12 protein-coding genes are annotated in these 13,132 nt (G+C 60.2%); 9 read left to right on the forward strand and 3 right to left on the reverse strand.

Going from position 1 to position 13,132, the window contains the following annotated elements; all coding sequences use genetic code 11:
- The first annotated feature begins 131 nt into the window (after positions 1-131).
- The 4 genes from KIT79_11510 to chrA all read left to right on the forward strand — a co-directional run bounded on the left by KIT79_11510 (position 132) and on the right by chrA (position 5,885).
- On the forward strand, positions 132-1,733 hold the full coding sequence (locus KIT79_11510) for an AarF/ABC1/UbiB kinase family protein (GenBank protein ID MCW5829928.1): 1,602 nt from the start codon (positions 132-134) through the stop codon (positions 1,731-1,733).
- Positions 1,734-2,012: 279 nt separating this feature from the next.
- On the forward strand, positions 2,013-2,840 hold the full coding sequence (gene coxB / locus KIT79_11515; protein MCW5829929.1) for a cytochrome c oxidase subunit II: 828 nt from the start codon (positions 2,013-2,015) through the stop codon (positions 2,838-2,840).
- Between the two features lie 27 nt (positions 2,841-2,867).
- Entirely contained in the window at positions 2,868-4,577 is a 1,710-nt protein-coding gene (locus KIT79_11520) for a cbb3-type cytochrome c oxidase subunit I (GenBank protein MCW5829930.1), read from the forward strand.
- A gap of 81 nt (positions 4,578-4,658) precedes the next feature.
- Positions 4,659-5,885: a chromate efflux transporter gene (gene chrA, locus KIT79_11525; protein ID MCW5829931.1), complete on the forward strand. Its 1,227-nt coding sequence runs from the start codon at positions 4,659-4,661 to the stop codon at positions 5,883-5,885.
- 3 nt (positions 5,886-5,888) lie between these two features.
- On the opposite strand, the gene KIT79_11530 is transcribed toward chrA, so the two are convergent.
- A complete protein-coding gene (locus KIT79_11530; protein ID MCW5829932.1) occupies positions 5,889-7,067 on the reverse strand; it encodes a c-type cytochrome in 1,179 nt (392 codons plus the stop codon).
- Positions 7,068-7,193: 126 nt separating this feature from the next.
- On the opposite strand from KIT79_11530, the gene KIT79_11535 reads away from it, so the two are divergent.
- Together KIT79_11535 and KIT79_11540 are read left to right on the forward strand one after the other, a co-directional pair.
- Complete coding sequence (locus KIT79_11535; protein MCW5829933.1) at positions 7,194-7,544, forward strand: hypothetical protein; 351 nt, start codon at positions 7,194-7,196, stop codon at positions 7,542-7,544.
- 39 nt (positions 7,545-7,583) lie between these two features.
- A complete protein-coding gene (locus KIT79_11540) occupies positions 7,584-8,651 on the forward strand; it encodes an acyltransferase family protein (GenBank protein ID MCW5829934.1) in 1,068 nt (355 codons plus the stop codon).
- A 3-nt stretch (positions 8,652-8,654) separates the two neighbouring features.
- Here KIT79_11540 and KIT79_11545 read toward each other — a convergent pair whose 3' ends face one another.
- The gene (locus KIT79_11545; GenBank protein MCW5829935.1) at positions 8,655-9,095 is read right to left on the reverse strand and encodes a response regulator; all 441 of its coding nucleotides are present in this window, start codon (positions 9,093-9,095) and stop codon (positions 8,655-8,657) included.
- Positions 9,096-9,286: 191 nt separating this feature from the next.
- Positions 9,287-10,210, reverse strand: a complete 924-nt coding sequence (locus KIT79_11550; GenBank protein MCW5829936.1) for a hypothetical protein — start codon at positions 10,208-10,210, stop codon at positions 9,287-9,289.
- Between the two features lie 127 nt (positions 10,211-10,337).
- Here KIT79_11550 and rsmI point away from each other — a divergent pair, with 127 nt between their 5' ends.
- From rsmI to KIT79_11565, 3 genes are read left to right on the forward strand one after another with little or no spacing between them, the layout of a single operon-like run.
- Complete coding sequence (rsmI, locus tag KIT79_11555; protein MCW5829937.1) at positions 10,338-11,177, forward strand: 16S rRNA (cytidine(1402)-2'-O)-methyltransferase; 840 nt, start codon at positions 10,338-10,340, stop codon at positions 11,175-11,177.
- Positions 11,178-11,205: 28 nt separating this feature from the next.
- Positions 11,206-11,901 carry a site-2 protease family protein gene (locus KIT79_11560; protein MCW5829938.1) on the forward strand — a complete coding sequence of 232 codons (696 nt, stop codon included), beginning with the start codon at positions 11,206-11,208 and terminating at the stop codon, positions 11,899-11,901.
- A gap of 16 nt (positions 11,902-11,917) precedes the next feature.
- Positions 11,918-13,129 (forward strand): tryptophan--tRNA ligase, encoded by a 1,212-nt coding sequence (locus tag KIT79_11565; protein ID MCW5829939.1) that lies wholly within the window; start codon positions 11,918-11,920, stop codon positions 13,127-13,129.
- Positions 13,130-13,132 lie beyond the last annotated feature (3 nt).

A 13,132-nucleotide genomic window follows, 5' to 3' on the forward strand; every position in this document is an offset into this window, starting at 1 on the left:
CCCTCCCCTAAGGATGGCCAGCCCGCAACCGGGCCCGGCTCTCTCCGGATTTCCTGGCTTGACAGGAAACATCGCGTCATTTATTGTATTACAAAATCATACGCCGCATGCCGCGGCGGAAGGATGTTCCCATGCACGCAGAAACCGCCAGGACAGAAACCAGCGATCAAGGCAACATGGATCGCCAGGCAGCCTCCCCCAAAAACCATGGCCGAAGCCGTCGCGGCGGTACTAACGGCACCCGGGCCCGGCAGGTGTTCACGCGCCAGCGTGGCATGGCCCGATGGGTGGCCGCGGCCGAAATGCTACTCACCGCGATCGAGGAGACAGCTTGGGAACTGCGCGCCATCTACGAAGAAATGATGAGCGAGTTTTCCCTCAGCTACACAGAAGCCCGGTCGAACCTGCGCGAACTGAACAGCCGGCGCGAGAACCTCGAAGCGGAGCTTGGCCGGCTGCTTGAAATCTCCCGTGTCGTGTCAGGGGTGATTCTTTCCTACCGGCTCGCGTCCATTACCGGTGCCTTCATGCGTAGGGAAGCCTACGAGGCGAAGCTCGAAAAACTGCACATCCAGACCGCCCGGAAGCTGGTGAAGATGGCCGAAAAGCTTCAGGGTGGAATGATCAAGGTGGGCCAGATGCTCTCGGCCCGCATGGATATCCTCCCCAAGGCGATCACCGATGAACTGTCGAAGCTCCAGGACCGTGTGGTACCGCTGGACGAAGCCACTGTCCGCGAGGTGCTGGAGCGGAACTGGGGTGCCGAGCGGCTCGCTACCGTCGTTCTGGATCCGGTTCCCTGCGGGGCGGCATCGATCGCGCAGGTCCACCGGGCGGTGCTGGCCGACGGGCGCGAAGTAGCTGTCAAGGTCCGCCGTCCCGGGATCGAGCAGGTGCTCCGGCACGATATGGCCAATCTGCGCCGCGTGATTGGTTCGCTGGCCGCCTATCTTCCCGACGTGGAACTGGACCCGGTCATCGACGAGATAGAAACCCAGGTGATGAAGGAAGTGGATTTCCCCGCAGAGATGGAATCGATCGGCCGCGCCGTGGAGCTCACACGCGGGATGACAGGCGTCGTCGTACCTCCAGTCGTCGCCGAATGGTGCGGTGAGGACGTGCTCGTGACGGAGTTCCACCGTGGCGACCGGATTGATCTCGCCGTGGATGCAATGGCAGCCCGCAGCGACCGGACAGCGATCAACAGCCTGCTGTCAAAGATGGTCGATGTCTACGCCCGGCAGATACTCCTGTGGGGGTTCTTCCAACCCGACACGCATCCGGGGAATTTCCTCGTCAAGGAAGATGGCACCCTTGTCCTTCTCGATTTTGGCTGTGCCCGCGAAATCCCCGGCGAGTTCCGTCAGAATCTCGCCCGTGTGATGCAGGCATTCGCCGGCGGCAAGGATGACGAGGCGGCCCGCATCATCGGCGAACTGGGATTCCGCACCCGGTCGGGCGATCTCGGGCATCTGGTGAAACCCGTGCGCGATCTCCTGTCGGGACTCATGGCGGGAAAATCATCCATGTGGGACACGGAAAAGATGATAGGGCAGGCCGAGGAGATGGCCGGAGTGCTTCTGGACGACCCCGTGACGCGCATCCCCGCCGAGGCGGTGATGGTGGGCCGGGCACTGATGACCTTGGGCGGCCTGTTCTACAAACACCGGCCTGACATTGACCCTTTCAAGACGCTCTTTCCTGTCATCGCCGAGGCGCTGCGGGGCGCGTAAGGGCATCTCTCTCCCAGATGTATACAGTCGGCAGGTTTTCAACCCAGACATCCTCTCCTCTTTAAGTCCGAATCCCATGTAAATCAGCAGGGTTGTTCCTCCACCCGCCCCGGTGGGGCATGACCGGCGGGGGACTTGCCGGATCGGCTTGACAGGGCAACCTGCCGGGGATTACGAGTGCGGGCGCTGCACGGGTGGCTGGGCGGATTCCGGGCTGACGCAGGTCATGTCCCCGGGGCTGCCGGGTGTCCCTGCGACACGAGGGAAAGAGGAAAGTTGATGAAACCGCGCGTTCTCACCGGACTGGCGCTGGCGGCCCTTGCCGCGACCCTGACCGGCTGCTCCTGGGAATACCTAATCCCTATTTCGATCACCGAGACCTCCGACAAGATCGATCTGCTGATGTGGGTGATTATCTGGATCACCATGATCGTCTTTATCGGTGTCGAAGTGGTGCTGGTCTGGTTCATCCTCAAGTACCGCGATATGGGCGATGGCCGCAAGCCGGTCTATACCCACGGATCCAACAAGCTGGAAGCTATATGGACCGGTATTCCGGTGCTGATCCTGATCGTGCTGGCGGTGTGGAGCGAGAACCTCCTGAATGCCGAAATCCGCGCCATTCCCGAAAAGCCGGATGTCCGGATCAAGGTGACGGCCCGCCAGTTCAACTGGAACTTCGAGATTACCGAGAGCAGCGGGGAACAAATTGATGAGGCGAGCCGCCCAATCGTTGATACCGGCATGCATTCTACCGAGACGGCAGAACCGGACCGCCATTTCCCCAAGGAGTTTATCTCGGGATACGACAACCTTACCCCGCTCAAGATCCCGGTAGATCGCACGACCGTCTTTGAGATCACCTCGCTCGACGTGATCCATTCCTTCTGGGTACCGGAGTTCCGGATCAAGCAGGATGCCATGCCAGGGCATGTGAACCGCATCTGGATCAGGCCGAACAAGACAGGCCTCTACCCGATCGTGTGCGCCGAACTGTGCGGCAACGGGCACTACCGGATGGCCGGACGGCTTGAGGTGGTAACCGGCGAGGAATACGACGCCTGGGTGGCCGAACAGGCATCGGGCGGCAGCGACGAACTGTTCTAGAACCTTACCCTTTCAGGAATACATCACATGAGCGATCACAAGCACGACAGCGGACACCACGGCGAAGGCCACCACGAGCAGACCTTCATCGAGAAATACATCTTCTCCTGCGACCACAAGGTCATTGGAATCCAGTACCTCTTTACCACCATGGTCATGGTGGTGCTGGGAGGCACATTCGCTCTGCTCATCCGGCTCCAGCTCGCCTGGCCCGACAGCAGCCTGGTTGCCAAGCTCGTCTCGACACCGGACAAGTACAACCAGTATCTCACCATGCACGCCTCGATCATGATTTTCGGCGTCATCATACCCTCGCTCGTGGGTGCTTTCGGAAACTTCGTCGTTCCGCTCATGATCGGTGCCAAGGACATGGCCTTCCCGCGGCTCAACATGCTCTCCTACTGGCTGGTTCCCCCGGCCGTGTTCGTCATGCTGCTGGGCCTTGTACTGCCGGGCGGTACTGCCGCCGCCGGCTGGACCAGCTATCCCCCGCTCGCAGGAGCCCAGTATTCAGGCGTCGGCCAGACGGGCTGGGTGCTCGCCGTGATCATCCTCGGTGGCTCCTCGACCATGGGCGCGATCAACTACCTCGCCACGATCCTGGGGATGCGCGCCCCCGGCATGACACTGCTCCGGATGCCGCTCTTTGTATGGGCCATCTTCATCACGTCGGTCCTGACGCTGTTCGCAACCCCGGTGCTTGCCTCGGCTCTTACCATGCAGCTTCTGGACCGGGCCTTCGGTGCGAGCTTCTTCGTCCATACCGCCGGCGGCCAGCCGCTGATGTTCCAGCACATCTTCTGGTTTTATTCGCACCCGGCCGTTTACATCATGATTCTTCCGGCGATGGGCATCGTGAGCGACGTGCTTGCCGTCTTTTCGCGCAAGCCGATCTTCGGCTACCGGGCGATGATCTATTCGATCTGCTCGATCGCCGGTTTCGGCTTCATCGTCTGGGGTCACCACATGTTCACCTCCGGCATGAGCCCAACACTCTCGACGACCTTCCTCATCACGACATTCTTTATTGCGGTTCCATCGGCAGTGAAAAGCTTCAACTGGCTCGGCACGATCTGGGGAGGTTCCCTCCGTCTCACGACGGCGATGCTCTGGGCCCTCGGCTTTGTCGGGATGTTCGCCATCGGCGGCCTTTCGGGCATCTACTCGGCCGCCGTGCCGGTAGACCTCTACATCCATGACACCTACTGGATCGTCGCGCACATCCACTACGTGCTGTTCGGCGGCTCGCTGATGGGCGTATTCGCCGGGGTTTATTTCTGGTTTCCGAAGATGTTCGGGCGCAAGATGGACGAGAAGCTTGGCAAGCTGCATTTCTGGCTGACGCTGATTCTCTACAACTTCGTGTTCATGCCGATGCACATCCTGGGACTGGGCGGCATGCAGCGCCGCATCTACAGCTGGAAGATCTACCCGCACCTCTACCAGCTCCAGGAGATCAACGTGTTCATGACGGTCAGTTTGATTGCGCTCGGTACGGTCCAGGCGATCTTCTTCTGGAATATCTACAAGTCGCTGAAGGGTGGCGAGAAGGTGGGTAATAACCCCTGGGAATCCACCACTCTCGAGTGGCAGACCTCATCGCCGCCCATCGCTCATGGAAACTTCGAAAAGATCCCTACTGTCTACCGGGGAGCCTATGAGTACAACTCGGAGCTGGGCCCCTATGCCCCGCAGACACTTCCGGATGACAAGGTACGCTCCATGGCGAAGGCCTGAAGTACGCGACATGAAGCAAGCGAAACGGCCAGCCTCACAAGGCTGGCCGCTTCGTTTCAGCCACATTTATAGTCGCCTGACATGAGTGCCCCGGAAAGCATACCCCCGGATAGCCCGCTGGATGCCGACAGCCGCTCCATACGGCTGAAAGAGCTTGCTGCACTGTTCTTCCGGCTCGGGGCGACCGCCTTTGGCGGTCCGGCCGTCCATATTGCCATGATGGAGGACGAGGTAGTCCGCCAGCGGGGCTGGATGACCCACAGACGGTTTCTGGACCTCATCGCCGCAACGAATCTCATCCCCGGTCCGAACTCCACGGAAATGGCAATCCACATTGGTTACGACCGGGCCGGATGGCCCGGTCTGGCCGTGGCAGGTCTTGCCTTCATTATCCCGGCTGTCCTGATCGTGCTGGGGCTATCGGCTGCCTACGTGACCTGGGGTGATCTGCCTGAAACCGGATGGATTCTATATGGTGTAAAACCGGTGCTGGCAGCTGTCATCTTGCAGGCAATCTGGGCAATGGGGCGGGCGGCCATCCGCTCCATGACACTGGCACTTGCCGGTGCCGTTTCGTTCCTGATGTGCCTCGCAGGCATCAACGAAATACTGCTGCTGGTCACGATCGGGACCGCTCTGCTCGCGCTGGAAGGGTTCCGATCCAAACAGCCGCCGGCAAGTTCACAAGACTCCCGGCTGAACAGTCCAGTTCCCTGCACCCTGCTGGCAATTCTCATGGCTGGCTCCGCCACGATCGCCGCCATTACACCTGAAAAGCTGTTCTGGTTCTTCGCCAAGACCGGAAGCGTACTCTATGGAAGCGGCTACGTACTGTTCGCCTTCATCCAGAATGAACTGGTGAACCGCCTTGGCTGGATGACCAGCGACGAACTGCTGGATGCCATGGCTATTGGGCAACTGACACCTGGTCCCCTGTTCACGACGGCCACCTTCATCGGTTATGTGCTCGGCGCGAAGGCCGGGACAGGGACACTCCTGACGGCGCTGTCAGCCACTGCGGGGATCTTTCTCCCTGCCTTCTTTTTCGTTGCTGTCACTGGCCCCTGGGTTCACAGGCTCCGGGGGTCACGCCTCATGGGCAGTTTCCTGGACGGCGTGGTAGTCGCCTCACTCGCCCTGATGCTGGCCGTCGCGGTATCCCTCGCCGGTACAGCGCTGGGCGATCCCTACACAGCGGCCATCGCAACCGTGTCGATCGTCCTACTGGTCCGGTTCCACATCAATTCCACCTGGCTCATCGCCGGCGGCGCCGCCTTGGGATGGGTGATGAAAGCCTGGGTCGGATGAGGCCTATTCCGGAAGTCTCGCGGGCTCCTCAACCGGCGTGATCTCACCCGTAAGTGCCTCCATGAATGCGACGATGTCGTCAATTTCCTGTCCGGTAAGGTTCAGCGGAATGATGAGCGGCGAAAGCCACTTGTTGGGGTTTCCGCCACGGTTATAGAGATCTACTACAGTTCGCAGGTTCACTTCAGATCCATCGTGCATGTAGGGCGGATTCTGCGCGATATTACGGAGCGTGGGCGTCTTGAACGCGCCTCTGTCGCTCTCCTCCTTGCTGATCTCATAACGGCCCCAGTCAGTGCAGGTGTCGTCTTTGCATCCGACGCCAAGATTGTGGAAGGCGTTGTCGCTGAAGGCCGCTCCAACATGGCAGGTGGTGCACCGGCCCTTTTCGCGGAACAGCTTCTCGCCCCGGATTGCCGACTCGTTCATCGCCGAGGCGTCTCCCGCCTTCCAGCGATCGAAGGGGGAGTTGCCGGTCACGATCGTGCGTTCGAAGGCGGCGATGGCATCGGCGATTCGCTCGATAGTCACCTTGGCATTCTTCCCATAGGCGGCATCGAAATACTGCTTGTAACCCTTGATGGCAGCGATCTTCTTCACGGCCGTGGCATGGTCAGGCATTCCCATCTCAATGGGGTTGGTGATCGGGCCCTTGGCCTGACCTTCCAGATCAGGTTCGCGGCCATCCCAGAACTGCGGTTGCACGAACAGCGTGTTCATCACGGTGGGAGCATTCCGGCCTCCCTTCTGGCCGCCGATGCCCACCGATGTCGGCCCCTCGTCACTCCATCCGAGCCTGGGATCATGGCAGGTGGCACAGGAGATCGTGTTATCCAGCGAAAGACGTTTGTCGAAATAGAGCAGGCGACCCAGCTCAACCTTTTCCTTCGTAATCGGCCGGGCCGGGTCAACGAAAGCTGCTCCCGCCTGGTCATGCAGGCCGAGCGGGAGCTCGAATGGCACCAGCGCCGCAAACTCATCCCGCGCAGCAATGGCGGCCAGTTCCTTCTTCGTGAACCAGCGAAGCGGCTTTCCCTGGGTCACCGGGGGCCTCACCTGTGGCGCTGGCGGTACCGCCGGTTTTGCCGCTTCCTGTGGGGCGTCTTTCCCCGCACAGTGCGCCAGCACCAGAACGGCAGTTCCCAGTGAAAGGGCAGTGAGGGTCCACGATTTTCCCGGCATGCTTCAAACTCCTTGGTGTGTAAAAAGACTGGATTTAGACTGTGTCTAAACTGGCTGAGTCCAAAAGACAAGCCAAACCCGCCGAGAAACCGGTTGAAACCGTCCCTCGCCCCGGTTTATAGACACATGAGTGACGGGGCCGTTCCCCCGGAGGAGATATTCATGGCGCTGAAGGACATGTTTGACGAAATCCGCGAGAAAAATGAAAAACAGCTCACCCAGCTTTTCGTCGATCTGATGCAGAGCAAGCGGTTTACCTCGTCAGTCGTCAAGGCATTCGAACTGTCCACCGAGGCACGAAACTCCATCGACGAAAATGCACAGGATCTTGTGCGGGCGCTCAATCTCCCCACCCGCGAAGACCACGAGCAGCTCACCGAGAAGGTAAAAAACCTGACCAAGAAGATCTCGGACCTCGATACCAAGCTCATCCAGCTCGGCAAGAAGATCGACCAGGCTGCAGGTCCCGCGGCTTAAGCCGCCCTGTTCCCGGCCGGCATTAAGGTAACGGAGCCGATGCCCGCACGCACGCAGGAAAAGCTCCGCGACCTGAAGGCCGAACTGCTGGACCTTCTGGATCTTACCGCCTCGGATCCCGCCCAGCGGGAAATCCGTTCGGAACTCGCTGCACGGATGGATGAAATCACTGAGGCGTCAGCGGGTCTTGCCGATCCTGCCCGGCCGCAAGTCCGCTATCGCGTCATCACCGGCGTGCTGGAGGCTGCAGAACCCCTGCTCGCCGCCCTGAGGCCCGACCGCCTGCGCGAGCGGGTGGAGGAATTCCAGCTCCGGAACCGTTCGCTCGACGTGGATGATTTCGGCATGGATCCTGCGTTCATCACGCAGATACAACCCATCATCGACTTCCTTTACGACCGGTGGTTCCGGGTCAATCCCATCGGCATCGACAACGTGCCCCATCAGGGAAAGGCCATTCTCGTCTCGAACCACTCGGGCGCATTGCCCTACGACGCGGTGATGATCTCGCATGCGATACTGCGTGCCAGCGAGGGACGGCGGCTCCCCCGATTCCTCATCGATAACGTCTTTTCCAATTCGCTCTTCATGGGCCCGCTCTTCGCCCGCGGCGGGATGGTGCGCGCCTCGCAGGAAAATGCCCGCCGGCTGCTGGACCAGAACGAGATCGTCGGCGTCTTCCCCGAAGGCATGAGGGGACTCGCCAAGCTCTACCGCCAGCGCTACCAGCTCCAGCGGTTTGGACGAGGCGGGTTCATCAAGCTGGCCGTGAGGTCAAAGGCACCCATTGTCCCCGTGGCCGTCACCGGTGCCGAGGAGATCATGCCGCTCATCAGCCGGGGCGGATGGCTCTCGAAGGCTCTCGGGTTTTCCTATTTCCCGGTCACGCCCATGTGGCCGCTTCTGGGGCCTCTGGGGCTTGTACCTCTTCCCACCGCCTGGAGCGTCCGGTTCGGAAAGCCCATCGACCTCTCGGGCTACAGCGAAAAAGACCTGGAAGACGAAATCCTCGTCACTGGCCTCAAGGAACAGGTCCGCGCCACCGTACAGGAGATGCTCTACGATCTTCTGAAAGAGCGGAAAAACGTGTTCGTACGCGGAGAGTAGGCCTTACTTCATCGCCACCCGGCGGGGCCCTGTCACCTCGCCGGTGGTATCGCCCGGAGCGGTAGGCTCGGGCGGAATTGTGCCACCAAACTTCTGCATCAGGTCGCCCACGGTCCGGTTATTGAACGGCTTGGGCAGCCAGGCGTCGGCACCCGCAGCCATCGCCCCGGCGATACGTTCCGGATCGCTGGTGGCTGAAAGGGCGACGATGCGCGTCCGGATGCCCAGTTTGGCCCGGACACGACGGATCGCTTCGAGCCCATCTACCCTAGGCAGCGACAAATCCATGAAAATGAGATCCGGTTTCCACGCGCAGGCGATACTAACGCCTTCCTCGCCGTCCGAGGCGACACGAATTTCGTGCGCCGGACCCAGGATTTCCGTCAAGAGTGCCTGATGGAAGCGGATGTCTTCAACGATGAGAACCTTGTGTATGTGGGCCACTATGGCCTCCCTGGCCTGGAAAATGGCCAGCCCCCGCCGGGCCGCATGATTGGAGATACCCCGACCGGAAACAAGGACTTTTGACCCAGTGAGTCAGATTTTACGAAACCGTGAAACGGCGTTTTGGCTAGTAATGCAGCAACAGGAAAGGCCGCCCCGATGGGGCGGCCTACGCCGAATAAAACCGGCCCCTAGCGGGCAAAACCAAAGCAGTTTTCCGTATCACCTCCGAAGGAGATCGCGAGGTTTTTCGTTGCGTGATCGGCGTACCCTTCAAGGCCCATCCAGTCCTCATCCGGTTCGATCACCACATAGACGCCCTCTTCACCATTATCGGGATCGCCCGTTAGCACCAAGCTCTGGATTTCATAGCACTCCGGGTCGTCACACTCGTCAATCTGGTTGACACCCTCACCCCTGAAGGTGATTGGGCCAATGCTTTCCTGCGGAAGCGCAGTGGAGGAGATACCCTCATCTACAAACTCCTCCAGATCGACTGTTGCCTCCGCCACGCTGCTGAAGATGCCGCCAGTCACACCAAACAGTTGATCTCCATCCAGCAGGAATGCCGCAAGCCCGACATCACTGAATTCATCACGGCCGTATTCGTAGCCGCCGCAGGCGATATAAACCTCGCCCGGATCCTCGACAAGCTTGGCACCGGCAAAGCCGATGCCTTCGCCTCCGTCCAGTTCAATACTGAGGGAAAGCGTCAGTAACCCGTCATCGGTGACAGTCCCCACTCCCACGACCGTGCCCTCGTCCACCTCGATCGTGAGCGTGACATCCGATCCGGAAATCTGGTCGGACACTTCGGCATCGTCCTCATCGAGATCGTCAATAATTCCGGAGGGACCATCAGCAAATGTATAGAGCGCACCGGTAATAGCGCCGTTGCCGGCGATCTCCAGCCGGATAACCCCAGCGATCCTGGCTTCAAAGCCAGCCGATGCCGGACCAGCACTGTCAGGGAAATAGGATTCCCCTGCCACGAAACCACCCAGGTAAGTCCCCGTCAGGAAGTTGCCGCTCCCGCTGCTCCCACATGCCCCGATAGACAGGGCAAGCGAGCCTGCAAAGACGAGTGAAACGATTACTTGTGCCATGTTTTTCATGGGGATTCCCTTCATGGGCTGGCCAACAGTGAAAACCAACCAAAGCAGCAGAATCCTATAGCCCTACTTCACATTGTGTCAATTAAAGAACCGGGCCTTGCGCTCCACCTCATGCTAGACATCCCATATGGCCACGCTTTTTGTCGTTGCAACGCCCATCGGGAACCTGGGAGATCTCACTCCGCGGGCGGCTGAAACACTGAAGAGCGTGGGGCTCATCGTCTGCGAGGATACCCGCATCTCGGGGCCGCTGATGCACCGGATCGGCACCAGGGCACCGCTGAAGGCCCATTTCAAGGGACGCGAGGCCGAGGGCGTGGAGGAGATACTGGCAGCGCTCGATGCCGGGACCGACGTCGCGCTGATTTCCGATGCCGGCACCCCGCTGGTGAGCGACCCCGGTCAGCGGCTGGTGGCCCGGGCCGCCGATGGCGGCCACCGGATTGTCCCCATTCCCGGCGGTTCGGCTCCGGTGGCGCTCATTTCGGTGGCGGCGTTCAAAACCGAAGCCTTCACCTGGATCGGCTTCCTGCCGTCTCCGCAGCAGGAGCGGCGGGGAACCCTCTCCCGGTACCGGGACCGGCCGGAAGCGCTCGTCTTCTTTGAAAGCCCAAGGCGGCTGGTCGAGACACTGACCGACTGCATGGCTGTGTTCGGTCCCAATCGCCCGGCCGTTATCGGCCGTGAACTCACCAAGCTGCACGAGGAAATCGTGCGTGGCACGTTGAAGGAACTTCACGGCAATTTTGCCGCTCGCGCCGACATACCCGGAGAAGTGACCGTTGCCGTCGAGGGGTTCACGGGGGAGACGGAAACCGTCACGCTGGAGAGCCTTACCCCGGAGATACTGGAGGGTATCGGCAAGGGTGAAGGTACCCGCCAGATCGCCCAGCGGCTCGCTGCCGTATACGGGCTTCCACGCAGGGACGTCTATGAACGTGTGCTGGAACTGGCGGGAAGGAAGTGATAGTTAAACCCGCCGGAAGGAGTCCTTTTTGCTGCTCCGTGACAACTTCAGCATGACAGCCGTTGTCCTGTGGATGACCGTCCTGATCTTTTCCCTGTCGGTGCACGAGTTCGCCCATGCCTGGACGGCATGGAAGAGCGGCGACGACACGGCAGCCCGGATGGGACGCCTCACCCTGAATCCGCTGGCCCATCTCGATTTCCTTGGGACCATCATGATTCTCTTCGCACCGATCGGCTGGGCCAAACCCGTACCGGTGAACCCGAGCCGGTTCAAGAAGCCCCGCCGGGACGAAATCCTTGTTTCGATGGCCGGGCCGGCATCGAACATCGTCATCGCCATGCTGGCGGGTCTTGGACTCCGGGGCCTCACAATGGCCCACGGGAACCTGCTTCAGGCGGCGTCCGGAGGCGTGGACCTGTTCGCCGCGCTGGCCGGGGCGCTTTCGCTGCTGGTCTTCCTCAACTTTGCGCTGGCTTTCTTCAACCTGATCCCGATCTTCCCGCTGGACGGCAGCCACGTCCTCGAAAACCTGCTACCGCTGGAAGCGCAGATGCGTTACCGGGAGATACGGCCCTACTTGCCGTTCGTGCTGCTGGCGCTCATTTTTTTCACACCCGTCCTGTCGTATCTCATCATCGTGCCGCTTTCCTACCTTGCGCCGCTATTGACGGGCTATTCGCTGAACGCGCTGTTCCACATGGTCGGCGCCGTGACGAGCTGAAAAGGAGAACCCCCGCTTGAGAGTCCTTTCCGGCATGCGCCCCACCGGACTGCTGCATATCGGCCACTGGGAAGGCGTGCTCAAGAACTGGGTCGAACTCCAGAAGTCCGGTGCGGAATGCTTCTTTTTCTCGGCCGACTGGCACATGCTCACGACCGAGTATGAAAATATCCATGAAGTCACTCCCATCGTACGCGAGAACGTTGCCGACTGGATCGCCTGTGGCGTCGATCCGTCAAAGTCGGTCATTTTCGTTCAATCGCGGATCAAGGAAACTGCCGAGCTGTTTCTCCTCCTTTCCATGATTACCGGCGTCTCCATGCTGGAGAACAATCCGACCTACAAGGAGCAGCTTGCCGAACTGAACAGGTCGCGGGTATCGCCACCGCTTCTCCAGAAGGCACTGAAAGAACTGAAAGGGCGTAAGGTGGATGGCACACAGTGCGAAGCACTGGAGACAGATCTCAAAAAGCTGTCCGAGGGCGAGTTTGTCCGCGAACTGGATGTGACCCACCGGATTCTGGACCGGGCGAAGCCGCTGCTTTCAGAAGAAACCTGGCAGCGAATTTACGAGGCGTCGGTGCCCAAGGACATCAAGACCGCCGGCTTCCTCCTCTACCCCGTGCTCCAGACAGCCGACATCATTCTCTACAAGGCCAACGAGGTCCCCGTCGGGCAGGACCAGCTTCCTCATGTAGAGATCAGCCGCGAGATCACCCGCAAGTTCAACGCGCTCTACCCTGGCAAGGGCGGCAAGCCGGTTTTCCCGGAGCCGGTGGCAAAACTGACTCCTGTTCCAAAGCTGCTCGGTCTCGACGGCCGGAAGATGTCCAAGAGCTATGGAAACGCCGTGATGCTGTCGGATTCAGCCGACGAGGTGACGGCCAAGCTCAAGCCCATGAAAACAGACGAAAAGCGCCAGCGGCTCACCGATCCCGGCGAACCTAACGACTGCAACGTCTACTCCTGGCACGAGCTCTATTCGTCAAGGGACGAGTGCGCCACCGTCGCCGCCAACTGCCGTGGAGCCAGGTGGGGCTGCATGGACTGCAAGATGCTGCTCGCGGGAAACCTGAACCGCACACTCGAACCTGTCCGCCAGAAGCGGAAGGCCCTTCTGGACAACCCCGCCGTCATCGAGAAGATCATCGCAGACGGCTCGGAGAAAGCCGCCGACGTCGCCCGCTCCACACTGAAGGAAGTCCGCGAGGTGATGAAGATCGGGTGAGAG

The organism is Deltaproteobacteria bacterium (assembly GCA_026129095.1).
Classification (GTDB): domain Bacteria; phylum JAGRBM01; class JAGRBM01; order JAGRBM01; family JAHCIT01; genus JAHCIT01.

What these genes read in the sequence shown, in the direction of transcription:
- coxB (MCW5829929.1), top strand. Translation starts at nt 2,013, where the DNA reads ATGAAACCGCGCGTTCTCACCGGACTGGCGCTGGCGGCCCTTGCCGCG.
- KIT79_11550 (MCW5829936.1), bottom strand. Translation starts at nt 10,210, where the DNA reads ATGAAAAACATGGCACAAGTAATCGTTTCACTCGTCTTTGCAGGCTCG.
- chrA (MCW5829931.1), top strand. Translation starts at nt 4,659, where the DNA reads ATGAGTGCCCCGGAAAGCATACCCCCGGATAGCCCGCTGGATGCCGAC.
- KIT79_11530 (MCW5829932.1), bottom strand. Translation starts at nt 7,067, where the DNA reads ATGCCGGGAAAATCGTGGACCCTCACTGCCCTTTCACTGGGAACTGCC.
- KIT79_11540 (MCW5829934.1), top strand. Translation starts at nt 7,584, where the DNA reads ATGCCCGCACGCACGCAGGAAAAGCTCCGCGACCTGAAGGCCGAACTG.
- KIT79_11535 (MCW5829933.1), top strand. Translation starts at nt 7,194, where the DNA reads ATGAGTGACGGGGCCGTTCCCCCGGAGGAGATATTCATGGCGCTGAAG.
- rsmI (MCW5829937.1), top strand. Translation starts at nt 10,338, where the DNA reads ATGGCCACGCTTTTTGTCGTTGCAACGCCCATCGGGAACCTGGGAGAT.
- KIT79_11510 (MCW5829928.1), top strand. Translation starts at nt 132, where the DNA reads ATGCACGCAGAAACCGCCAGGACAGAAACCAGCGATCAAGGCAACATG.
- KIT79_11520 (MCW5829930.1), top strand. Translation starts at nt 2,868, where the DNA reads ATGAGCGATCACAAGCACGACAGCGGACACCACGGCGAAGGCCACCAC.